Genomic DNA, 25,276 nt, shown 5'->3' with positions numbered 1-25,276 from the left:
ATATTTAAAATTAATCTACGCTTGCTGTCTTAATATCCGTCGTTTTGATGTCGGTTCCCAATCTTTGCAGATAGGCAATCATCGCGATAATTTCTCTTTGCTCCATCGGAATAAAATTGTTTCCTTTGGCGATTTTTTCTTGATCCATCTGGTCTTTGACATCGGTGGCCTCAGAGTAAATTCTCTTTACAATTGCTTTAGACTGATTATCGGCCCATTTATTTGCTGAGTCTATCTGTGCTTTGGTGTAAGGAACATCAAACGTATTTTTCATCAAAGACATTTTATCAACCATTCTAGAACGATCCAATTTATTGCTAATCAACCAAGGGAAACGGGGCATAATAGAACCTGCAGAAGTAATTCTTGGGTTGTACATATGTTTTAGGTGCCATGAATCTGGGTTTCTTGCGCCTTCTCTGTGAAGATCGGGTCCTGTTCTTTTTGATCCCCATAAAAATGGTCTGTCGTAAACGAATTCTCCGGCTTTAGAGTATTCTCCGTTTTTACCATCAAATCTCATTACTTCATCACGGAAAGGTCTGATCATTTGTGAGTGACAAGAATTACAGCCTTCTCTTATATAAAGATCTCTTCCTTCTAGTTCTAATGGTGAATAAGGTTTTACCGCTGATATTATAGGTAAGTTGCTTTTTACAGTTAACGTAGGAACAATTTCTACCAATCCACCGATGGCAATTGCTACGAAAGCTAATATTGATAATAGGTGAGGGGTTCTTTCTAGCCAAAGATGCACGCCTTCGCCTTCTTTTCTGCCCGTACCTACATTGGCTAAAGCGGGTGCTTCTGCAGGAACTTCTTTTTGGAATGAACCTTTTCTAACAGTTTTGTAAACATTGACAACCATTAAAATTGCTCCGCTCAGATAAAATAATCCACCTAAGAATCTCATTTTAAAGTATGGAATAATCGCAGTTACAGTATCTAGCCAGTTTTTCCACAATAAAGTTCCGTCGGGATTAAATTGTTTCCACATCAAACCTTGGGTAAATCCAGCGATATACATGGGTACAGCATAGAAAATAATACCTAAAGTTCCGAGCCAGAAATGCCAGTTTGCTAATTTTTTAGACCAAAGTTCAGTTCTCCACATAATCGGGATTAGATAATAGATAACTCCAAATGCCATGAAGCCATTCCACCCTAAAGCACCTAAATGTACGTGACCAATTACCCAATCGGTATAGTGCCCGATTTTATTTAAAGATTTGGTGGCTAAAAGTGGCCCTTCAAAAGTGGCCATTCCATAGCAGGTAACTGCAACGACAAAGAACTTCAGGATAGGATTGTCTCTTACTTTATCCCAGGCTCCTCTTAAAGTTAATAATCCGTTCAGCATTCCACCCCAAGACGGAGCAATCAGCATGATAGAGAAACCTGTTCCCACCGCTTGAGCCCAAGCTGGAAGAGCCGTATATTGAAGGTGATGAGGTCCTGCCCAGAGATATACGAAGATTAATGACCAAAAGTGAATAATGGATAATTTATATGAAAATACCGGTCGGTTGGCTGCTTTAGGCATAAAATAATACATTAAACCTAAAACCGGTGTCGTTAGTACAAAAGCTACTGCATTGTGACCGTACCACCATTGTACCAAAGCATCTTTCACACCTGAATACGCAGAATATGATTTCCAGCTCGTAAATGATAATGGAACTTCTAAATTGTTGAATATGTGAAGCATCGCAACGGCAATCCATGTTGCAATATAAAACCAAACGGCAACATATAAATGACGAACTCTTCTTTTGGCAATCGTTCCAAACATATTGATTCCGAAAATTACCCAAGAGAAAGTAATCAAAATATCAATCGGCCATTCATGCTCCGCATATTCTTTTGAAGTATTAATTCCCATTAAGAAAGTAATAACAACGGCAATAATCATAATTTGCCATGTCCAGAAATGAATCCATGATAGCGTATCACTGTACATTCTTGTTTTGAGAAGTCGCTGCATACTATAATAAGCACCACAGAAAAAAGAATTACAGACAAAAGCAAAAATCACCGCACTCGTATGAAGCATTCTGATTCTTCCGAAGCCTAAAGCACCCTGAGAATTAATAAGCCCCTGAATATTTCCACTTCTTAAACTTTGAATAGTCGTATCATCAGTACCAAATAAAAATTCTGGCAATTCAGGATAAAATAGCATCAAAGCAGCGGTTAATCCTAAAATAAAACCGATGATTCCGAATACTACGGTGGCATAGAGGAATGCTCTGACAATATTATTGTCATAATGAAATTTTTGCGTCTCCATAAGTCTTGTATCTTGCAGCGAATAATATTTTTTGTAGAATCTCCCTTAAATAAAGGGTTTCGATGCCTTGAAAAAAAATATCATGCTGTGTATGTAATGTTTTGACAAAGGTATTTACTAACTTTGTCTAAGGCTATTAGATAAACTTCTAAAATATACCGAAAACTACTAAAGTACTTGTGTGATGAAAATTTGTGGACAAAATATCAGAAAAATAAGACGCGACCGTGACCTTACTCAGGAATATATGGCATTCGAAATGGGTATTTCACAAAAAGCATACTCTGATATCGAAAATTCAAAAGTGAAAATCCATCTCGATATTCTCACAAAAATTTCAGACATTCTTAAAATAAAACCCTCTGAAATTTGCAGCATTTCTCACAAGTGCAGTACAGACGATTACGAAGACAAATACAATGAGCTTATTGAGTATATGAAAAAGAATAATATTTCTTTACCTCAAAATTTATAGTAAAGTGTATTCTATATAATATAGACATTTGAAATGTCTTACCTCCGATTTCTTTCGGAGGTATTTTTTTTAGGAGCTATTTCCCGCTGTCCACTATACCTTTTTTTGCCAAAGCTTTCCCCTAAGCAAAAAAAGGATGTCGTTCCCATCGGGGCTAGGAGTAATTTTGTATTAGAATTCTTTGTTCTTTCGATATTGAGAAGGTACTACATGCAGAGTATTTATCGTTCCATTAATTATTAATTGATATCAAGAGAATCTCAATGTCATATTTTTTATCAAGTAAGAACGATTATTTTCTTTCCTATTATCTATAAGCTACAGAGTAGCGAAAACTTTGTAGAATAAATATGAGCAAACCAGGATAAGAGCTCCATAGGAGCGACACCAACACACCAACACACCAACACACCAACACACCAACACACCAACACACCAACACACCAACACACCAACACACCAACACACCAACTAAATTATTCATTCATCCAGTCAGTCATTTACGCTTCAATATGAATTGAAATTAAACATAATGTTAAATAAATTAGGATTGTGTTTATAAAAAGTTCTACTTTTGCCCCACTGAAAAACGAAAGAGATTCAGTAGCGTAGAAGCACTATTTATATAGTTTAAAAAGAAAAAACTAATATCCACTTTAAGATATAGAATCAAAAAAACTCTTTAAAATTTTTAGCGATAAAGATTGTGAGATTTAAAAAGATTAGTATCTTTGCAGTCCGGTAAAACGGGAAGCGCAGGAGTAGATAGATTAAGTGTTGAGAGAAGGATTTAGGGTCATCAAAAAACTTTAAAATTTCTTCAAAAAACATTTGGTCAATTAGTAATAATTTTTTACTTTTGCACACGCAAATCGATACTGAAAACGACAGAAAATGTAGGTATTGTAAAAAGCGAGAGAGAAGAGATCATTGAAAAATAATATACAACCAAGTAAGGAAAAACTAAAGCGTCAATTAACTTTGAGTGAGTCAGACAAACATACAATGGAGAGTTTGATCCTGGCTCAGGATGAACGCTAGCGGGAGGCCTAACACATGCAAGCCGAGCGGTATTTGTCTTTCGGGACAGAGAGAGCGGCGTACGGGTGCGGAACACGTGTGCAACCTACCTTTATCAGGGGGATAGCCTTTCGAAAGGAAGATTAATACCCCATAATATAATGATTGGCATCAATTATTATTGAAAACTCCGGTGGATAGAGATGGGCACGCGCAAGATTAGATAGTTGGTAGGGTAACGGCCTACCAAGTCAGTGATCTTTAGGGGGCCTGAGAGGGTGATCCCCCACACTGGTACTGAGACACGGACCAGACTCCTACGGGAGGCAGCAGTGAGGAATATTGGACAATGGGTGAGAGCCTGATCCAGCCATCCCGCGTGAAGGACGACGGCCCTATGGGTTGTAAACTTCTTTTGTATAGGGATAAACCTTTCCACGTGTGGAAAGCTGAAGGTACTATACGAATAAGCACCGGCTAACTCCGTGCCAGCAGCCGCGGTAATACGGAGGGTGCAAGCGTTATCCGGATTTATTGGGTTTAAAGGGTCCGTAGGCGGATCTGTAAGTCAGTGGTGAAATCTCATAGCTTAACTATGAAACTGCCATTGATACTGCAGGTCTTGAGTAAAGTAGAAGTGGCTGGAATAAGTAGTGTAGCGGTGAAATGCATAGATATTACTTAGAACACCAATTGCGAAGGCAGGTCACTATGTTTTAACTGACGCTGATGGACGAAAGCGTGGGGAGCGAACAGGATTAGATACCCTGGTAGTCCACGCCGTAAACGATGCTAACTCGTTTTTGGGTCTTCGGATTCAGAGACTAAGCGAAAGTGATAAGTTAGCCACCTGGGGAGTACGTTCGCAAGAATGAAACTCAAAGGAATTGACGGGGGCCCGCACAAGCGGTGGATTATGTGGTTTAATTCGATGATACGCGAGGAACCTTACCAAGGCTTAAATGGGAAATGACCGGTTTAGAAATAGACTTTTCGCAAGACATTTTTCAAGGTGCTGCATGGTTGTCGTCAGCTCGTGCCGTGAGGTGTTAGGTTAAGTCCTGCAACGAGCGCAACCCCTGTCACTAGTTGCCATCATTAAGTTGGGGACTCTAGTGAGACTGCCTACGCAAGTAGAGAGGAAGGTGGGGATGACGTCAAATCATCACGGCCCTTACGCCTTGGGCCACACACGTAATACAATGGCCAGTACAGAGGGCAGCTACCAGGCGACTGGATGCGAATCTCGAAAGCTGGTCTCAGTTCGGATTGGAGTCTGCAACTCGACTCTATGAAGCTGGAATCGCTAGTAATCGCATATCAGCCATGATGCGGTGAATACGTTCCCGGGCCTTGTACACACCGCCCGTCAAGCCATGGAAGTTTGGGGTACCTGAAGTCGGTGACCGTAACAGGAGCTGCCTAGGGTAAAACAAGTAACTAGGGCTAAGTCGTAACAAGGTAGCCGTACCGGAAGGTGCGGCTGGAACATCTCATTTTAGAGCGTCTTCGGACGATAAAAAATAAGGACACAATGTGTCCATGCACTTACTTAAAGAGAAGCTTTAGTTTTTATTTGGTTGATATATAAGTATAAGTAAAAAGGTTAAAGTAAAAAGAGCCAAGTGTAACAGCTTGTATTAATTACTCATTACCAATTATTTATTACTTATAATATATATAAGAAATACAAAACCCACTAGAAATTAGTATTAGGGAAGAGAGATTGAGTATGAAGAAGAGAAAAAAGAGATATGCAAATATTACTTATTACTCATCACCCATTACTCATAACAAAGTCTCGTAGCTCAGCTGGTTAGAGCGCTACACTGATAATGTAGAGGTCGGCAGTTCGAGCCTGCCCGAGACTACTAATTTAAATAGAGGTTAGAATCTAGAAATTAGAAGTTAGTTTTTTACTAATCTCTAACTTCTAACTACTAACATCTAAACTAGCGGGGAATTAGCTCAGCTGGCTAGAGCGCCTGCCTTGCACGCAGGAGGTCAAGGGTTCGACTCCCTTATTCTCCACATTGTTATAGTAATATAACATGATTTATGGTTTAATTTTAAGAAGCAAATAGAGCCAAAAACAATATTTTGCGAATTAGATCAGAAATAGCATAAAGATCATTGACATTAACGGTAAAAATATCACAAAGAGAAAACCGAGCGCAATTAAGCGTTTGAGTTTACAAAAATATTTTAGCAGCAATGCTAAAGCAAAAATACTGAACTAATTAATAATTAGGAAAGAAATCGTTAAGGGCGTATGGCGGATGCCTAGGCTTTCAGAGGCGACGAAGGACGTGGTAAGCTGCGAAAAGCTGCGGGGATTGGCACACACGAATTGATCCGCAGATGTCCGAATGGGGCAACCCGTCTGGTTGAAGACCAGTCACTCCGCAAGGAGAGCAAACCAGGAGAACTGAAACATCTAAGTACCCTGAGGAAAAGAAATCGAAGAGATTCCGTAAGTAGTGGCGAGCGAACGCGGATTAGCCCAAAAGCTTTTATATGTTTAATAGAATGTTCTGGAAAGAACAGCCATAGAGGGTGATAGCCCCGTATATGAAAGGCATATTTAAGTGATAAATGAGTAGGGCGGGACACGTGAAATCCTGTTTGAATATGGGGGGACCATCCTCCAAGGCTAAATACTCCTGAAAGACCGATAGTGAACAAGTACTGTGAAGGAAAGGTGAAAAGCACTTCGAATAGAAGGGTGAAATAGAACCTGAAACCGTACGCCTACAAGCGGTCGGAGCCCACAAGTTGGGTGACGGCGTGCCTTTTGCATAATGAGCCTACGAGTTAATGTTACTAGCGAGGTTAAGGACTTCAGGTCCGGAGCCGGAGCGAAAGCGAGTCTGAATAGGGCGCTTAGTTAGTAGTATTAGACGCGAAACCTTGTGATCTACCCATGGGCAGGTTGAAGCTTTGGTAACACAAAGTGGAGGACCGAACCGGTTGACGTTGAAAAGTCTTCGGATGACCTGTGGGTAGGGGTGAAAGGCCAATCAAACTGGGAGATAGCTCGTACTCCCCGAAATGCATTTAGGTGCAGCGTCGTGTATAAGTTTATTAGAGGTAGAGCTACTGATTGGATGCGGGGGAGTCAAATCCTACCAATTCCTGACAAACTCCGAATGCTAATAAATGTTCCACGGCAGTGAGGGCGCGGGTGCTAAGGTCCGTGTCCGAGAGGGAAAGAACCCAGACCAACAGCTAAGGTCCCCAAATCTCTATTAAGTTGAAGCAACGCGGTTGGACTGCATTGACAGCTAGGATGTTGGCTTGGAAGCAGCCATTCATTTAAAGAGTGCGTAACAGCTCACTAGTCGAGCGGTCCGGCATGGATAATAATCGGGCATAAATAGAGTACCGAAGCTATGGATTTACAACCTTGAGTTGTATCTGGTAGGGGAGCATTCTGTTTGCACAGAAGCTGAGTCGTGAGGCTTGGTGGAGCGGACAGAAAAGAAAATGTAGGCATAAGTAACGATAAAGCGGGCGAGAAACCCGCTCACCGAAAGACTAAGGTTTCCTCAGCCATGCTAATCAGCTGAGGGTTAGTCGGGACCTAACGCGAACCCGAAAGGGGTAGTGGATGGACAATGGGTTAATATTCCCATACTTGCTCACACTAAAAAGGGGACGGAGTGCCGTACTTACTGGAGACTGACGGAATAGTCAAGACCTAGCCTTCGGGCGAAGTTGTTGTAGGGAAAGTGCTTCCAAGAAAAGCCGAAGTGAAGCAACCCGTACCATAAACCGACACAGGTAGTCGAGGAGAGAATCCTAAGGTGCTAGAGTGAATCATGGTTAAGGAACTAGGCAAAATAGTCTCGTAACTTCGGGAGAAGAGACGCCATCAGCAATGGTGGCCGCAGTAAAAAGGCCCAGGCGACTGTTTATCAAAAACACAGGACTCTGCAAAATCGAAAGATGCAGTATAGGGTCTGACACCTGCCCGGTGCTGGAAGGTTAAGGAAGGGCGTTAGCAGCAATGCGAAGCGTTTAACTGAAGCCCCAGTAAACGGCGGCCGTAACTATAACGGTCCTAAGGTAGCGAAATTCCTTGTCGGGTAAGTTCCGACCTGCACGAATGGTGTAACGATCTGGGCACTGTCTCAACCATGAGCTCTGTGAAATTGTAGTCTCGGTGAAGATGCCGAGTACCCGCAATGGGACGAAAAGACCCTGTGAACCTTTACTATAACTTCGTATTGACTTTGAGTAAGTAATGTGTAGGATAGGTGGGAGACTTTGAAGCAGGCACGCTAGTGTTTGTGGAGTCAACGTTGAAATACCACCCTTTACTTACTTGGAGCCTAACTTCTTTTAGAAGGACACTGCGTGGTGGGTAGTTTGACTGGGGTGGTCGCCTCCAAAAGAGTAACGGAGGCTTTCAAAGGTACCCTCAGCACGCTTGGTAACCGTGCGTAGAGTGTAATGGCATAAGGGTGCTTGACTGTGAGACCTACAAGTCGATCAGGTGCGAAAGCAGGACATAGTGATCCGGTGGTTCCGTATGGAAGGGCCATCGCTCATAGGATAAAAGGTACTCCGGGGATAACAGGCTAGTCTCCCCCAAGAGCTCACATCGACGGGGAGGTTCGGCACCTCGATGTCGGCTCGTCACATCCTGGGGCTGGAGAAGGTCCCAAGGGTTGGGCTGTTCGCCCATTAAAGTGGCACGCGAGCTGGGTTCAGAACGTCGTGAGACAGTTCGGTCTCTATCTATTGCGGGCGTTAGATGTTTGAGAGGGCTTGATTCTAGTACGAGAGGACCGAATTGAACAAACCTCTGGTGTATCAGTTGTTCCGCCAGGAGCACCGCTGAGTAGCTACGTTTGGAAGAGATAAGCACTGAAAGCATATAAGTGCGAAACTCGCCTCAAGATGAGACATCTTTTAAGGGTCGTGGGAGATGACCACGTTGATAGGCTATAGGTGTAAAGTTGGTAACAGCATAGCCGAGTAGTACTAATTACCCGTAGATTTATAGCCTAATTGGCAACTGCTTAATTGCGCAATTAAAGGTTCTCTCTTTGTGAATATTCTTATCGATAAAACCAGAAGTTAGAAACTAGATATTAGAAGTTAGTTTTTACTAATCTCTAACTACTAATCTCTAACCTCTTATATACAACCTTTAGGGTGGTTTTAGCGGTGGGGCTCACCTGTTCCCATTCCGAACACAGAAGTTAAGCCCACCAGCGCCGATGGTACTGCGAAAGCGGGAGAGTAGGTCGCCGCCAGTTTTTTTAAAAGTCTCATACATGAATTTGTATGAGACTTTTTTTTTGCTTTAAACTTAAAGCGAAGGTAATAGGTAATAGGTAATAGGGAATAGGGAATAGGGAATAGGGAATAGGGAATAGGGCGCTCCTTCGGAGCGTAACCTTTGTAGCAGGGAATAATCCAATCCTATCCCAATCTCTTAGAGCTCCGGAGGAGTGACACTATTATCCATATTACATTTATTTCATTATTTTCTTAAGAAACTAAGGACATTTTATATTTTAAATCCTAAAATAATGTTTTCCCAAAATACTTATGTTTAGTATTATAGACCAATAATCATTTTATTATCATCCATTAATTACTAAAATTTAATTCTGTCGCTTTGTCTCTCAACTCTGCCTACTGATATTCTTTAATATCTTCCACAATCAGTTTCAAGGGAATTTACCTCTATAGATGGTATTGTTAATTTGAAATAGTTTTGTAGAACTTTGCTAAAGTTTAAAATATTTTAGAAATCTGATTATCAATGTTTTAAAATTTATTAGTTTAATAAATAGATAATCAGATGTATTATAATTTAACAATATCCTATAGATTTACTATTTAACATTACACAATACCTCAAAAGCTTTTGTACAATATTTGTTACTCCGAAGGAGTAGTATCTGTGTAGAAAAAGCAATGAGTACAATTAAGCGCTTTGTAGAAGCGCCATCTTTGTATCCCAACGATATGATTATAGTATGAGCTCCGTAGGAGCGACTCCAATCCTAAACCCCTCCAACCCTCCAACCCTCCAACTCACTTACCTATTTCTTCAGGAGCTTAATCCCGCTGTCCACTATATCTTTTTTTTTGCCAAAGCTTTTCCCCAGCAAAAAAAAGGATGCCGTTCCCATCGGGGCTAGGATTAATTTTGTATTAGAATTCTTTGTTCTTTCGATATTTAGAAGGTACTTGTAGAGTATTTATCGTTCCATTAATTATTAATTGATATCAAGAGAATCTCAATGTCATATTTTTATCAAGTAAAAACAATTACTTTCTTTCCTATTATATATAAGCTCCGGAGGAGTGAAAACTTTGTAGAATAAATATGAGCAAACCAGGATAAGAGCTCCGTAGGAGCGATACCAACACACCAACACACCAACACACCAACACACCAACACACCAACACACCAACACACCAACACACCAACACACCAACACACCAACACACCAACACACCAACACACCAACACACTAAATTATTCATCCACCGAACCAGTCGTTTAAGCTTCAATATGAATTGAAATTAAACATAATGTTAAATAAATTAGGATTGTGTTATTAAAAAGTTCTACTTTTGCCCCACTGAAAAACGAAAGAGATTCAGTAGCGCAGAAGCTACTATTTATATAGTTTAAAAAGGAAAAACTAATATCAACTTTAAGATATAAAATCAAAAAAAACTCTTTAAAATTTTTAGTAATAAAGATTGCGAGAGTTAAAAAGATTAGTATCTTTGCAGTCCGGTAAAACGGGAAGCGCAGGAGTAGATAGATTAGGTGTTGATAGAAGGATTTAGGGTCATCAAAAAACTTTAAAATTTCTTCAAAAAACATTTGGTCAATTAGTAATAATTTTTTACTTTTGCACACGCAAATCGATACTGAAAACGACAGAAAATGTAGGTATCGTAAAAAGCGAGAGAGAAGAGATCATTGAAAAATAATATACAACCAAGTAAGGAAAAACTAAAGCGTCAATTAACTTTGAGTGAGTCAGACAAACATACAATGGAGAGTTTGATCCTGGCTCAGGATGAACGCTAGCGGGAGGCCTAACACATGCAAGCCGAGCGGTATTTGTCTTTCGGGACAGAGAGAGCGGCGTACGGGTGCGGAACACGTGTGCAACCTACCTTTATCAGGGGGATAGCCTTTCGAAAGGAAGATTAATACCCCATAATATAATGATTGGCATCAATTATTATTGAAAACTCCGGTGGATAGAGATGGGCACGCGCAAGATTAGATAGTTGGTAGGGTAACGGCCTACCAAGTCAGTGATCTTTAGGGGGCCTGAGAGGGTGATCCCCCACACTGGTACTGAGACACGGACCAGACTCCTACGGGAGGCAGCAGTGAGGAATATTGGACAATGGGTGAGAGCCTGATCCAGCCATCCCGCGTGAAGGACGACGGCCCTATGGGTTGTAAACTTCTTTTGTATAGGGATAAACCTTTCCACGTGTGGAAAGCTGAAGGTACTATACGAATAAGCACCGGCTAACTCCGTGCCAGCAGCCGCGGTAATACGGAGGGTGCAAGCGTTATCCGGATTTATTGGGTTTAAAGGGTCCGTAGGCGGATCTGTAAGTCAGTGGTGAAATCTCATAGCTTAACTATGAAACTGCCATTGATACTGCAGGTCTTGAGTAAAGTAGAAGTGGCTGGAATAAGTAGTGTAGCGGTGAAATGCATAGATATTACTTAGAACACCAATTGCGAAGGCAGGTCACTATGTTTTAACTGACGCTGATGGACGAAAGCGTGGGGAGCGAACAGGATTAGATACCCTGGTAGTCCACGCCGTAAACGATGCTAACTCGTTTTTGGGTCTTCGGATTCAGAGACTAAGCGAAAGTGATAAGTTAGCCACCTGGGGAGTACGTTCGCAAGAATGAAACTCAAAGGAATTGACGGGGGCCCGCACAAGCGGTGGATTATGTGGTTTAATTCGATGATACGCGAGGAACCTTACCAAGGCTTAAATGGGAAATGACCGGTTTAGAAATAGACTTTTCGCAAGACATTTTTCAAGGTGCTGCATGGTTGTCGTCAGCTCGTGCCGTGAGGTGTTAGGTTAAGTCCTGCAACGAGCGCAACCCCTGTCACTAGTTGCCATCATTAAGTTGGGGACTCTAGTGAGACTGCCTACGCAAGTAGAGAGGAAGGTGGGGATGACGTCAAATCATCACGGCCCTTACGCCTTGGGCCACACACGTAATACAATGGCCAGTACAGAGGGCAGCTACCAGGCGACTGGATGCGAATCTCGAAAGCTGGTCTCAGTTCGGATTGGAGTCTGCAACTCGACTCTATGAAGCTGGAATCGCTAGTAATCGCATATCAGCCATGATGCGGTGAATACGTTCCCGGGCCTTGTACACACCGCCCGTCAAGCCATGGAAGTTTGGGGTACCTGAAGTCGGTGACCGTAACAGGAGCTGCCTAGGGTAAAACAAGTAACTAGGGCTAAGTCGTAACAAGGTAGCCGTACCGGAAGGTGCGGCTGGAACATCTCATTTTAGAGCGTCTTCGGACGATAAAAAATAAGGACACAATGTGTCCATGCACTTACTTAAAGAGAAGCTTTAGTTTTTATTTGGTTGATATATAAGTATAAGTAAAAAGGTTAAAGTAAAAAGAGCCAAGTGTAACAGCTTGTATTAATTACTCATTACCAATTATTTATTACTTATAATATATATAAGAAATACAAAACCCACTAGAAATTAGTATTAGGGAAGAGAGATTGAGTATGAAGAAGAGAAAAAAGAGATATGCAAATATTACTTATTACTCATCACCCATTACTCATAACAAAGTCTCGTAGCTCAGCTGGTTAGAGCGCTACACTGATAATGTAGAGGTCGGCAGTTCGAGCCTGCCCGAGACTACTAATTTAAATAGAGGTTAGAATCTAGAAATTAGAAGTTAGTTTTTTACTAATCTCTAACTTCTAACTACTAACATCTAAACTAGCGGGGAATTAGCTCAGCTGGCTAGAGCGCCTGCCTTGCACGCAGGAGGTCAAGGGTTCGACTCCCTTATTCTCCACATTGTTATAGTAATATAACATGATTTATGGTTTAATTTTAAGAAGCAAATAGAGCCAAAAACAATATTTTGCGAATTAGATCAGAAATAGCATAAAGATCATTGACATTAACGGTAAAAATATCACAAAGAGAAAACCGAGCGCAATTAAGCGTTTGAGTTTACAAAAATATTTTAGCAGCAATGCTAAAGCAAAAATACTGAACTAATTAATAATTAGGAAAGAAATCGTTAAGGGCGTATGGCGGATGCCTAGGCTTTCAGAGGCGACGAAGGACGTGGTAAGCTGCGAAAAGCTGCGGGGATTGGCACACACGAATTGATCCGCAGATGTCCGAATGGGGCAACCCGTCTGGTTGAAGACCAGTCACTCCGCAAGGAGAGCAAACCAGGAGAACTGAAACATCTAAGTACCCTGAGGAAAAGAAATCGAAGAGATTCCGTAAGTAGTGGCGAGCGAACGCGGATTAGCCCAAAAGCTTTTATATGTTTAATAGAATGTTCTGGAAAGAACAGCCATAGAGGGTGATAGCCCCGTATATGAAAGGCATATTTAAGTGATAAATGAGTAGGGCGGGACACGTGAAATCCTGTTTGAATATGGGGGGACCATCCTCCAAGGCTAAATACTCCTGAAAGACCGATAGTGAACAAGTACTGTGAAGGAAAGGTGAAAAGCACTTCGAATAGAAGGGTGAAATAGAACCTGAAACCGTACGCCTACAAGCGGTCGGAGCCCACAAGTTGGGTGACGGCGTGCCTTTTGCATAATGAGCCTACGAGTTAATGTTACTAGCGAGGTTAAGGACTTCAGGTCCGGAGCCGGAGCGAAAGCGAGTCTGAATAGGGCGCTTAGTTAGTAGTATTAGACGCGAAACCTTGTGATCTACCCATGGGCAGGTTGAAGCTTTGGTAACACAAAGTGGAGGACCGAACCGGTTGACGTTGAAAAGTCTTCGGATGACCTGTGGGTAGGGGTGAAAGGCCAATCAAACTGGGAGATAGCTCGTACTCCCCGAAATGCATTTAGGTGCAGCGTCGTGTATAAGTTTATTAGAGGTAGAGCTACTGATTGGATGCGGGGGAGTCAAATCCTACCAATTCCTGACAAACTCCGAATGCTAATAAATGTTCCACGGCAGTGAGGGCGCGGGTGCTAAGGTCCGTGTCCGAGAGGGAAAGAACCCAGACCAACAGCTAAGGTCCCCAAATCTCTATTAAGTTGAAGCAACGCGGTTGGACTGCATTGACAGCTAGGATGTTGGCTTGGAAGCAGCCATTCATTTAAAGAGTGCGTAACAGCTCACTAGTCGAGCGGTCCGGCATGGATAATAATCGGGCATAAATAGAGTACCGAAGCTATGGATTTACAACCTTGAGTTGTATCTGGTAGGGGAGCATTCTGTTTGCACAGAAGCTGAGTCGTGAGGCTTGGTGGAGCGGACAGAAAAGAAAATGTAGGCATAAGTAACGATAAAGCGGGCGAGAAACCCGCTCACCGAAAGACTAAGGTTTCCTCAGCCATGCTAATCAGCTGAGGGTTAGTCGGGACCTAACGCGAACCCGAAAGGGGTAGTGGATGGACAATGGGTTAATATTCCCATACTTGCTCACACTAAAAAGGGGACGGAGTGCCGTACTTACTGGAGACTGACGGAATAGTCAAGACCTAGCCTTCGGGCGAAGTTGTTGTAGGGAAAGTGCTTCCAAGAAAAGCCGAAGTGAAGCAACCCGTACCATAAACCGACACAGGTAGTCGAGGAGAGAATCCTAAGGTGCTAGAGTGAATCATGGTTAAGGAACTAGGCAAAATAGTCTCGTAACTTCGGGAGAAGAGACGCCATCAGCAATGGTGGCCGCAGTAAAAAGGCCCAGGCGACTGTTTATCAAAAACACAGGACTCTGCAAAATCGAAAGATGCAGTATAGGGTCTGACACCTGCCCGGTGCTGGAAGGTTAAGGAAGGGCGTTAGCAGCAATGCGAAGCGTTTAACTGAAGCCCCAGTAAACGGCGGCCGTAACTATAACGGTCCTAAGGTAGCGAAATTCCTTGTCGGGTAAGTTCCGACCTGCACGAATGGTGTAACGATCTGGGCACTGTCTCAACCATGAGCTCTGTGAAATTGTAGTCTCGGTGAAGATGCCGAGTACCCGCAATGGGACGAAAAGACCCTGTGAACCTTTACTATAACTTCGTATTGACTTTGAGTAAGTAATGTGTAGGATAGGTGGGAGACTTTGAAGCAGGCACGCTAGTGTTTGTGGAGTCAACGTTGAAATACCACCCTTTACTTACTTGGAGCCTAACTTCTTTTAGAAGGACACTGCGTGGTGGGTAGTTTGACTGGGGTGGTCGCCTCCAAAAGAGTAACGGAGGCTTTCAAAGGTACCCTCAGCACGCTTGGTAACCGTGCGTAGAGTGTAATGGCATAAGGGTGCTTGACTGTGAGACCTACAAGTCGATCAGGTGCGAAAGCAGGACATAGTGATCCGGTGGTTCCGTATGGAAGGGCCATCGCTCATAGGATAAAAGGTACTCCGGGGATAACAGGCTAGTCTCCCCCAAGAGCTCACATCGACGGGGAGGTTCGGCACCTCGATGTCGGCTCGTCACATCCTGGGGCTGGAGAAGGTCCCAAGGGTTGGGCTGTTCGCCCATTAAAGTGGCACGCGAGCTGGGTTCAGAACGTCGTGAGACAGTTCGGTCTCTATCTATTGCGGGCGTTAGATGTTTGAGAGGGCTTGATTCTAGTACGAGAGGACCGAATTGAACAAACCTCTGGTGTATCAGTTGTTCCGCCAGGAGCACCGCTGAGTAGCTACGTTTGGAAGAGATAAGCACTGAAAGCATATAAGTGCGAAACTCGCCTCAAGATGAGACATCTTTTAAGGGTCGTGGGAGATGACCACGTTGATAGGCTATAGGTGTAAAGTTGGTAACAGCATAGCCGAGTAGTACTAATTACCCGTAGATTTATAGCCTAATTGGCAACTGCTTAATTGCGCAATTAAAGGTTCTCTCTTTGTGAATATTCTTATCGATAAAACCAGAAGTTAGAAACTAGATATTAGAAGTTAGTTTTTACTAATCTCTAACTACTAATCTCTAACCTCTTATATACAACCTTTAGGGTGGTTTTAGCGGTGGGGCTCACCTGTTCCCATTCCGAACACAGAAGTTAAGCCCACCAGCGCCGATGGTACTGCGAAAGCGGGAGAGTAGGTCGCCGCCAGTTTTTTTAAAAGTCTCATACATGAATTTGTATGAGACTTTTTTTTTGCTTTAAACTTAAAGCGAAGGTAATAGGTAATAGGTAATAGGGAATAGGGAATAGGGAATAGGGAATAGGGCGCTCCTTCGGAGCGTAACCTTTGTAGCAGATAATAACAACCGAATGCGTTATAGCTCCGGAGGAGCGACACCTTTGTAGAAGATAATAGTAACCAAATGCCTCAGAGCTCCAGAGGAGCGACACTATTATCCACATTAGATTTTCTCAATAAACTCATCATAGGCATATTTATATCTTGAATAATATATTCTATTAATCTGAATCTTTATTTTATGCTTGGTTTCCTATCCCGGATAGCAGAAGCAGGGAATTTATTCTATCCCAATCTCTTAAAGCTCCGGAGGAGCGTAACCTTTGTAGCAGATAATAGCAACCAAATGCCTCAGAGCTCCGGAGGAGCGAAACCATTATTCACATTCTATTTATTTATTCATTATTTTCTCAACAAATTCATCATAGGCATATTTATATCTTGAATAAAATATTCTATTAATCAAATAAAATGTTTTATGCTGGGTTTCCTAGCCCGGATAGCAGCGACATCCTTTTTCTTGACGAAAGGGAAAAGCGGTGGGTGTCATGAAAAAGATACAGCGGAGAGCCGGAAATAGCTCCTGAGAAGTCTATTTATGATGCAAGAATCTTGATTTTGTATACTAAGATATTTAAGTATCAAGATAATAGATATTATTAAATTGTTTAGAGTTTAGAAATTCGTAAATTTGCACCATGATAAAAATAGGCAATATAGAACTGCCGGAATTTCCGCTTTTGTTGGCTCCGATGGAAGATGTGAGTGACCCTCCATACAGACGTTTGTGTAAATTGCATGGCGCTGATTTGATGTATTCGGAGTTTATTTCTTCTGAAGGATTAATTCGTGATGCTATTAAAAGCAGAAAAAAACTGGATATTTTCGATTATGAAAGACCTGTAGGAATTCAGATTTTTGGTGGTGATGAAGAGGCTATGGCGATGTCTGCAAGAATTGTGGAGACTGTAAATCCTGATTTGGTAGATATCAATTTTGGATGTCCTGTGAAAAAGGTAGTTTGCAAAGGTGCCGGTGCCGGTGTTTTGAAGGATGTTGATATGATGGTTCGTTTAACTAAGGCTGTAGTAAGCTCTACAAGCCTTCCTGTAACTGTTAAAACACGTTTGGGGTGGGATAGTAATTCAATCAACATTGATGAAGTTGCTGAACGTCTTCAGGAAACGGGCATTAAAGCTTTAACAATTCACGCAAGAACGCGTGGACAAATGTATAAAGGGGAAGCTGATTGGGAACATATTTCTAGAATTAAGCAAAATCCTAATATAGAAATTCCTATTTTTGGTAATGGTGATATTGATTCGCCCGAGAAAGCGCTAGAGTATAAAAATAAATATGCCTGCGACGGTATTATGATTGGTCGTGCTGCGATTGGTTATCCATGGATTTTTAATGAAATAAAGCATTTCTTTAAAACAGGTGAAAATCTAGCTGCTCCAACGGTATCAGACAGATTATTGGCAGTGCGTCAACATGCTGAATGGAGTGCTGAATGGAAGGGCGAAAAGCTGGGATTAATAGAAATGAGACAACATTATAGTAATTATTTCCGTGGAGTTCCACATTTTAAAGATTTCAGAAGAAAATTCTTAGAAGTATTTACTTTGGAGGAAATGGATGCTGTGATTAATGAAACTAAAGAGTTTTATGCAGAATATCAAGCTCAGGTATAAAAACTAAACCCATCAAATTTTGATGGGTTTTATTATTTTTAAGTTTCGTTTTTAATTAATAACCTTCTGATGAAGAATCATTTTTTATAAGCGCGAGTGCAGAAGAAGTTCCAATCCTTTTTACGCCTATTTTAATCATCTTTTCTGCATCTTCCGGTGTTCTTACCCCACCTGCGGCTTTTACAGGAAGTTTACCTGCGTTATCAAGCATTATTTTAATGCCTTCGAAGGTTGCTCCGTTTGGTTTTCCGTTTTGTGTTTGAAAGAAACCTGTTGAAGATTTAACGAAAATATTTTTTAAATATTTTTCATCAAAATTTTCTTCAGCCCACGTTGAGATATTTTTAGTAATGTCTGCAATTTGCTCATCCGTTAAAGCCGCTATCTCAATAATCCATTTAGCAATTTTTTGATGCTGAATGCATAGTTGCGTGCATCTTACAAATTCATCTTTTACGAGTTCTAAATCCCCCTTAAGATACGCTTCGTAGTTTATTACAAAATCTAATTCGTCTGCTCCGTCATTAATTGCTTGGGTTGCCTCAGCTAATTTTTCGTCAATAGAGTAAGTTCCTTCATGGAAACCAATAACGGTCCCAACAACCACCTTAGAATTTTTTTCGTTTAAAAAACGTTTAATTTCTGCGACATAGTCAGGGCGAATCATCACAGAAAAAATATGATAATCTATAGCCTCCTGAGTTAAGTCTTTCACCTTTTGTAGGGTTTCTTGTTCAGAAATTCCTGACTGTTGTGGCGTTTTTAAATAGGTTGAATCTAAATATTGAGCAATGTTTATCATGATTATACTTTCAGTTGTCTGTAAATACCTTGTTCCAAAGATATGAAAGTTTCCGTTCTTGTCACCCCTTTCAGCTTTTGAAGTTTACTTAATATCTGCATTAAATGGTCATTATCTTTACATAAAACTTTTAGAAAAATAGTATAATTTCCTGTAGTATAATGTGCTTCTACCACTTCATTTACTTCTTTTAAAGCTTTTACAACTTCAGGATAATGACTGGGCTGATCAAGAAACATACCAATGTATGATACTACTTTATACCCTATTTTTCTAGGGTTTAAAAATGATATAGAATTCTCTATAACCCCTGCCACCTCGAGTTTTTTGATTCTCTGATGCACAGCGGTGGTAGATATCCCTACTTGTTTAGATATATATGCTAAAGAACTTTTAGAATTGTCCATCAACAAATAAATAATTTCTTTGTCTAGCGCATCCAATTGATAGCTTGTACCGTCGTCTGTATTTTTCATCTCAATATGTTTTACTTTTAAAAGTTACTAATACCGGAAAGTGGTCACTAAATCCACCGAGATACCTTGTTCCTGCATACGTTCTGAAGGGTCTGCCTTCAAAACCTTTATTTTGGGTACTCATACTTTCAGGATTAAAAATTTTTGCATCCTGAAAAGATAATGCAGCATCAGCTTTAAAAAAAGAATCAGACAGCATAATCTGGTCAAACAATAATCCGGATTTGTAATGAAAAGTAGAATATTTTTTATTTGAAAACAACTTTTGAAAAGGATTATGTAAGACCTTTTTTTGTGTATTGTCGTAAAGAATTTTTATTAAATTTTCATCATCCGGGTTTTGATTAAAATCTCCACATACAATGACATGTTCCTTATCTTCGTTAATAATATTTAAAATTCTGCCACGAATTTCATCCATTATAAAGTTTCTTTTGGGTTGATTAATGTCTTTTTCTCTCTTCGAAGGAAGGTGAGCGACAAAAACATTCATTATTTCTTCTTTAAACTTTACTTTGGCAAAGAGTACATCCCTTGTTGTATCATAATTATCGGGTTTGTTGTCTACAATTTCAAAAAAGAAAGTGATTGCTTCAGAATCTATAATTTCTACTTTAGATTTATCATATAGCAGAGCAACATCTACTTTTCGCTCATCGAGAGAATTGTAGTGTACAATTCCGTATTGTGAGCTGAAAGGGTCAAGCTGTATCAGATCTTCTAATACTTGTTTTCCGGAAATTTCACATAAGCCGATAAGGGCAGGCAAAATTCCGTTTTCTTCTTTCATTAAACGAAAAACATGTGCAATTTTTGAGAGCTTAGTTCTGTACTTTCTATCATCCCAGTTTCGTAATCCTGATTTTGTGGGGTCGAGTTTATGAATCTGCGGCGGATCGGGCAAAAATAAATTTTCAACATTGTAAAAAGCAAAAAGCTCCATCGACATATTTTTCTAATTCTAATAAAATTCAAATCGAATTTACCATTAAATATAGCAAAATTTTAAGTCTTAAAAAATGCTTACATCAAATTGATTTATAAAATCTCAATTTTTAATTACAATGATAAATATTTCCCAAATTTACAATATAAATTTCAAAAAAAAATAGGTATTGTTCAATTAAAAGCAATCCATTTGTATGTGAAATATTTTGTAAGGAAATTTAAAGAAAGACAATAAATAATGTGAAATTTACATCAAAACTATCTATTGCATAGTTTTTTTAAGCTTATTCTAAAAGATCGGGACGTTTTTCGGTAGTTATTTTTATTGCCTGCTCGTGCCTCCATTCTTCTATTTTAGCGAAATTTCCACTTAGAAGTATTTTTGGGACATCCAAACCTTTGTAAGATTCTGGTCTTGTGTAAATGGGTGGAGAAAGCAAGTCATCTTGAAAACTGTCTGTTAAAGCACTTTGCTCGTCATTTAAAACTCCAGGTACAAGACGAATAATAGAGTCTGCCAAAACGCAGGCTGCCAGTTCACCGCCAGTTAAAACAAAATCTCCAATAGAAATTTCTTTGGTAATATGTAAATCTCTTACACGCTGGTCAATTCCTTTGTAGTGCCCACACAAAAAGATTAAATTATTTTTAATAGAAAGGGTGTTGGCAATTTTTTGGTTTAAAGTTTCTCCATCAGGTGTTAAATAAATGATTTCATCGTAATCTCTCTGAGATTTAAGTTCAGAAATGCATTTATCTATAGGCTCAATCATCATGACCATTCCAGCACCTCCGCCGTAAGGTTCGTCATCAATCTGACGATGTTTGTTAACCGACCAATCTCTTAACTGATGAAAATGTACTTCTACAATACCTTTATCAATTGCTCTTTTCAAAATAGAAGTTTGAAACGGACTTACCATTAATTCTGGAAGTACGCTTATAATGTCAATTCTCATTGCTGCGTATTATTTTTTTTGGATGGCGAAATAATCAGGCGTAAGGATGAATCTTTATTAAAATAGCTCCACATCCAGTTAAAAAATATCGCCAGTTTATTTCGGACGCTCAAAATAAGCATTAAATGTAAGAACATCCAAAAATACCAGGCTAAAAATCCCTGAAATTTTATAAATGGTAAATCTACAACGGCTCTGTGTTTCCCGATAGTGGCTAAAGAACCCTGATCCTTATACTCATATTCTACCCAATCACTTTTATGAGGCCTCAAAAAGTTTTTACCTAAATTTTTTGCCTGATTGATCGCGACATTCGCTACCTGAGGATGACCTTGAGGATATTTGGGCGTTTCCATGTAGGCAATATCGCCGACTGCATAGATGTTTTCATAACCTTTTACTTTGTTGAAACGGTCTACGATATATCTATTTCTGACTAAATTTTCAGCAGGAAAACCATCAATAACATTCCCTGTAACTCCAGCCGCCCAGATTACATTGTTTGATGGGATTTCTTTGCCACTTTTCATGTACACTTTATTCCCGTCATAATCTGTTACGACTTCACCACTGAGAAACTTTACACCTAATTCTTTTAAATATTTTTCAGATTTTTCCTGAGCTTCGGGGCTCATTACTGCCAAAGGTTTTTCGGTAGAGCTTACGAGAATAATTTGAAGCTGATCAAAATTCATGTAAGGATAATCGCGCGGAAGAATTTCTTTTTTCATTTCTGAAAATGCTCCTGCCAATTCTACTCCGGTTGGGCCACTTCCTACGATAACAATATTCCAGTTTCCATCATCGCTTCGGCTTTTTTCAAGAATTAGTTTTTCGAAAGTCAATAAAACATGATTTCTTATACTGATGGCTTCCTGAGTGTTTTTCATTCCGAAAGCTTTACTTTCGAGATCTTTATTGCCAAAAAAATTGGTTTTACATCCGGTTGCGATAATTAATTTGTCGTAAGTGAATTCTGTTTCGTCTGTAATCACCTTATTGTTGGCTGTATCAATAGATTTTACATCGGTTAAACGGAACTGAGTATTTCTGGATTGCTGAAAGATTTTTCTGAAAGGAAAAGAAATATTGGAAGGCTCTATTCGTCCGCATGCCACCTGATAGAAGAGCGGCTGAAACATGTGGTGATTTACTCTATCGAGAACTATTACCTTTTTATTTTTATTATTCAGCGTTTTTGCAAGCTGCAATCCCGCAAAACCTCCTCCAATAATGATGATCTTTTCGCGTGTTTCCATAATACACAAATTTACTTATTTTATTTAGTATTTTATGGCTTAAAAAGTTAGTTTTGCTAAACTTTATGAGCCATAAAAAGTACACCAAAAAAACTGCCAAAAGCATCCATAAAACGAGACGGAAGAAATATTTTTTGCGCCGCATCATTGTATTGGCTATATTGATGATTGCACTTATCGGAACAGGTTTATATCTAAAGCAATCAATCAGTTACTATTATGCTTTGTATTTTAATAAATTCACTCATAAGAAGCTCAAAAATACCGAATCTGAAACTTTAAGAATTCAGAAAATCATATCTAATAATCTTGATAAAACCTATGGTTTTGACATTTCTCATTATCAAAATAAAGAAGATATAAAATGGGATAGTTTGACGATAGGAAATAAGACAATTCCGTTGGAATTTGTCGTGATGAGAGCCACGATGGGAAATCGAAATGCTGATAAAAATTTTGATGAATTTTGGGCTTCTGCTAAAGAGTACAATCTCATCCGTGGAGCCTATCATTTTTACAGAGCAGATGAAGATCCGGTTATTCAGGCTAATAATTTTCTAAATAATGTAAAATTGGAAAGTGGTGATTTGCCTCCGGTTTTAGATATCGAAAAGATTCCAAAAAGTAAGTCAAAAGAAAAGCTAATTGAGGATTTAAAAATCTGGTGTAAAATTGTAGAAGAAACCTATGGTGAAAAACCCATCATTTATACCTATTATCATTACTACAAAGATTTTCTGAGAGGCGAATTTGATGGTTACCCAATTTGGCTTGCCAATTACAATGATGTTCCCCAACCTTCGCCCGAAGACCAATGGGATTTCTGGCAATTTACAGAAAACGGAATCGTACACGGAATTAATTCTAAAATTGACCTCAATATTTACAACGGTGGTGTTTGGTCGTTGAAAAGCAAGACGTTGGATTAATTCAGTGTTACGGAGAGTATGTTAAATATTTCTTAAAATTTATTCTAATAAAATACTTTTGTGTTAAAAAAATATAGATATTTGTATAAACTAATACCTGAAAACTCGGCCGTCAATACTTTGACAGTTGTGATTTCAACTTTCTATAAAACTAACCATAAAAACAAAAGTAATCATGAGAACAAAAATTTTATTGCTGTTTCTGCTCGGATGGGTGGGGATGGCGTTTGCGCAAAAAGATTCTGCAAATTCACGAAAGTATATTGACTCGACTCAACATATCATTTATGATTTTAAGCTTGGGGATTATTCTAAAGATATCCATAAAATAAAAGTTCATACTCCAGTAATCTTTATAATTAAAAATATAAACCCTTTTGCATATAAGATAACTATTACTTCTAAAGATTCTATTGTTGGTGAATCTAAATTTGATAAGGAGTTAATAAATTATCTCACTCAAAAAGAATTGCAAAAAGGTGAAGAAAAGCTTTCGCTAGAACAGGTAGAAGCTAATAAAAATTTATCAAAACAAACGGAAGTCATTACTAATAATGACTTAAAAGGTGACCCTTCTGAGAAGAAAAAAAATAGTGAAGCTATATCAGCTATTAATCAAAATCAAATATTAAACGATGAAAACTTAAAACTTAAAGCTGAGAATGCGGAAATATTAAATGTTTTGAAAGTTGAAGTGTCTACGAAAGATAAAGATGCTAATACATTTAAAGATGCAATACTAGAGAAAAAGGCTATGTATATAAAGTATTACCCCGATTCACTTAAAGTATTGATGAATTTACAAAATACCTATAATAAAATCACACAAAGAATTATTGAAAACTCTGAAAAGATAAAAGAAAATAAGATTTTAATTAATGAGAAAACTAAAGAATATCAAGTTTTGTCAAATGATTTTAATGAAAAATATAAAAAATTTATAGATGATTGTAGGTCTGTTTTTTTATTGTTACGTATAACAAAAAAGGTAAGTGCAATTGCAGAAATACCAGATTTAGATACTTTAAGATATAAAGAATTTTATCGAAAAGAAATAATATCAAATTCAAAAGAATTGTTATCAGGTATATCACAAATGGATGAGTATAAGAAAAGTTATTCGGAGTTAAATGAAGTATATGTAAAACTTTATACGATGAATAATTTAGACCTTATAATGGAAAAAAGTGGTATAGATAAGTTGCTTTCTTATCCAAAATTTCAGAAAGAAAAGGCTGATCAATTAAATTTATGGTTTGCTAAATATCACTCGGATGAGATTATAAAACAAGCATTTTTAGTCACAACACAATTAGATAATTTAGAAAATTATACTGTAAAATCAGATCCTTTTCAGCCGGAGAATGATATGGTAGAGTTTAAGATAAATATTGAACTGCGTGATAAGGCAAAGATTAGCAAAAACGATAAGTCAAGAAACTTTATTTATAGGCAAGCTATTTATGGAGGAACACGAGTGGATTTTAGTTTAGGTCTTGCTGCGGCATATTATGGCAAAGTTTCTCGTTATGAAATTGGTCTAGAGAATCAGCTTAAAACCTATGAAAAGAAATTAGTTTCATCATCACTTATAGGCATGGTAACTATGAGCTACAGAAGAACTGGTTATACTTCTTTTGGAGGTAGTGCAGGAATGGGATTGGATGTTGTAGGAGGTAAGATACAAATATCAAATTTTTTCATAGGACCAACTATATTGATGGGGAAGAAGGATAGGATATTTTTCACGCTTGGTGCATCGCTAAAAAATGTAAGAGAATTAAAGGATGGATATGAAGGACTTAAAGTACCTGTAGCTGATGATTTAACTTCTTATTCAAGAGATAAATACAGAGTAGGAGTATTTGCTTCTCTTACTTATAGCCTTACTAAAGATGCACGGGCATTAATAAAAAGCTTGAGATAAAGCATTTCTAATGAGTCTTTCATAACGATTTTTTTTGTATCGTTATTTTAGGACTAGACATTTCTATAATAAGCAAAAAAAACCTTCCATCGG

The 25,276-nt window shown here is 39.1% G+C and carries 10 protein-coding genes, 4 tRNA genes and 6 rRNA genes; 14 read left to right on the top strand and 6 right to left on the bottom strand.

All coding sequences use genetic code 11. The features are described 5' to 3' along the window. Positions 1 to 10 precede the first annotated feature (10 nt). Complete coding sequence (ccoN, locus tag LO744_RS17135) at positions 11 to 2,290, bottom strand: cytochrome-c oxidase, cbb3-type subunit I (protein ID WP_230671529.1); 2,280 nt, start codon at positions 2,288 to 2,290, stop codon at positions 11 to 13. A gap of 184 nt (positions 2,291 to 2,474) precedes the next feature. Here ccoN and LO744_RS17130 point away from each other — a divergent pair, with 184 nt between their 5' ends. The 12 genes from LO744_RS17130 to dusB all read left to right on the top strand — a co-directional run bounded on the left by LO744_RS17130 (position 2,475) and on the right by dusB (position 17,883). Next, the gene (locus LO744_RS17130; protein ID WP_230671527.1) at positions 2,475 to 2,765 is read left to right on the top strand and encodes a helix-turn-helix domain-containing protein; all 291 of its coding nucleotides are present in this window, start codon (positions 2,475 to 2,477) and stop codon (positions 2,763 to 2,765) included. A gap of 1,002 nt (positions 2,766 to 3,767) precedes the next feature. Then, a 16S ribosomal RNA gene (locus LO744_RS17125) occupies positions 3,768 to 5,284 on the top strand. 298 nt (positions 5,285 to 5,582) lie between these two features. Next, a tRNA-Ile gene (locus LO744_RS17120) sits at positions 5,583 to 5,656 on the top strand. 86 nt (positions 5,657 to 5,742) lie between these two features. Further along, positions 5,743 to 5,816 (top strand) — tRNA-Ala (locus tag LO744_RS17115). A gap of 221 nt (positions 5,817 to 6,037) precedes the next feature. Beyond that, positions 6,038 to 8,798, top strand: a 23S ribosomal RNA gene (locus LO744_RS17110). 146 nt (positions 8,799 to 8,944) lie between these two features. Next, a 5S ribosomal RNA gene (gene rrf, locus LO744_RS17105) occupies positions 8,945 to 9,052 on the top strand. A gap of 1,764 nt (positions 9,053 to 10,816) precedes the next feature. Further along, positions 10,817 to 12,333, top strand: a 16S ribosomal RNA gene (locus LO744_RS17100). A gap of 298 nt (positions 12,334 to 12,631) precedes the next feature. Then, positions 12,632 to 12,705, top strand: a tRNA-Ile gene (locus tag LO744_RS17095). A gap of 86 nt (positions 12,706 to 12,791) precedes the next feature. Beyond that, positions 12,792 to 12,865: transfer RNA gene (locus LO744_RS17090), tRNA-Ala, on the top strand. 221 nt (positions 12,866 to 13,086) lie between these two features. Beyond that, a 23S ribosomal RNA gene (locus tag LO744_RS17085) occupies positions 13,087 to 15,847 on the top strand. A gap of 146 nt (positions 15,848 to 15,993) precedes the next feature. Continuing rightward, positions 15,994 to 16,101 (top strand): 5S ribosomal RNA (gene rrf, locus LO744_RS17080). Together the 16S, 23S and 5S rRNA genes with 4 tRNA genes alongside form the textbook arrangement of a ribosomal RNA operon. Positions 16,102 to 16,887: 786 nt before the next feature. Beyond that, positions 16,888 to 17,883, top strand: a complete 996-nt coding sequence (gene dusB / locus LO744_RS17075; RefSeq protein WP_230671525.1) for a tRNA dihydrouridine synthase DusB — start codon at positions 16,888 to 16,890, stop codon at positions 17,881 to 17,883. A 55-nt stretch (positions 17,884 to 17,938) separates the two neighbouring features. Here the strand turns inward: dusB and deoC are convergent, their stop codons facing one another. From deoC to LO744_RS17050, 5 genes are all read right to left on the bottom strand, one after another. Continuing rightward, entirely contained in the window at positions 17,939 to 18,685 is a 747-nt protein-coding gene (gene deoC / locus LO744_RS17070; RefSeq protein WP_230671523.1) for a deoxyribose-phosphate aldolase, read from the bottom strand. Positions 18,686 to 18,687: 2 nt separating this feature from the next. Further along, on the bottom strand, positions 18,688 to 19,161 hold the full coding sequence (locus tag LO744_RS17065) for an Lrp/AsnC ligand binding domain-containing protein (RefSeq protein ID WP_230671521.1): 474 nt from the start codon (positions 19,159 to 19,161) through the stop codon (positions 18,688 to 18,690). A gap of 1 nt (position 19,162) precedes the next feature. After that, a complete protein-coding gene (locus tag LO744_RS17060) occupies positions 19,163 to 20,104 on the bottom strand; it encodes an endonuclease/exonuclease/phosphatase family protein (protein ID WP_230671519.1) in 942 nt (313 codons plus the stop codon). Between the two features lie 289 nt (positions 20,105 to 20,393). Further along, positions 20,394 to 21,068 (bottom strand): tRNA (guanosine(37)-N1)-methyltransferase TrmD, encoded by a 675-nt coding sequence (trmD, locus tag LO744_RS17055; protein ID WP_230671517.1) that lies wholly within the window; start codon positions 21,066 to 21,068, stop codon positions 20,394 to 20,396. Beyond that, positions 21,065 to 22,327 carry an NAD(P)/FAD-dependent oxidoreductase gene (locus LO744_RS17050; protein WP_230671515.1) on the bottom strand — a complete coding sequence of 421 codons (1,263 nt, stop codon included), beginning with the start codon at positions 22,325 to 22,327 and terminating at the stop codon, positions 21,065 to 21,067. The genes trmD and LO744_RS17050 overlap by 4 nt, the downstream gene beginning before the upstream one ends. A gap of 65 nt (positions 22,328 to 22,392) precedes the next feature. Between LO744_RS17050 and LO744_RS17045 the strand changes: the two genes are divergently transcribed. Beyond that, positions 22,393 to 23,256 (top strand): glycoside hydrolase family 25 protein, encoded by an 864-nt coding sequence (locus tag LO744_RS17045; RefSeq protein WP_230671512.1) that lies wholly within the window; start codon positions 22,393 to 22,395, stop codon positions 23,254 to 23,256. 175 nt (positions 23,257 to 23,431) lie between these two features. Continuing rightward, a complete protein-coding gene (locus LO744_RS17040) occupies positions 23,432 to 25,183 on the top strand; it encodes a hypothetical protein (RefSeq protein WP_230671510.1) in 1,752 nt (583 codons plus the stop codon). Positions 25,184 to 25,276 lie beyond the last annotated feature (93 nt).

The sequence above is a fragment of the Chryseobacterium turcicum genome (genome assembly GCF_021010565.1).
Lineage (GTDB): Bacteria > Bacteroidota > Bacteroidia > Flavobacteriales > Weeksellaceae > Chryseobacterium > Chryseobacterium turcicum.
The sequence above is the reverse complement of the archived record's forward strand: the minus strand, read 5'-3'. Positions and strand labels throughout refer to the sequence as shown.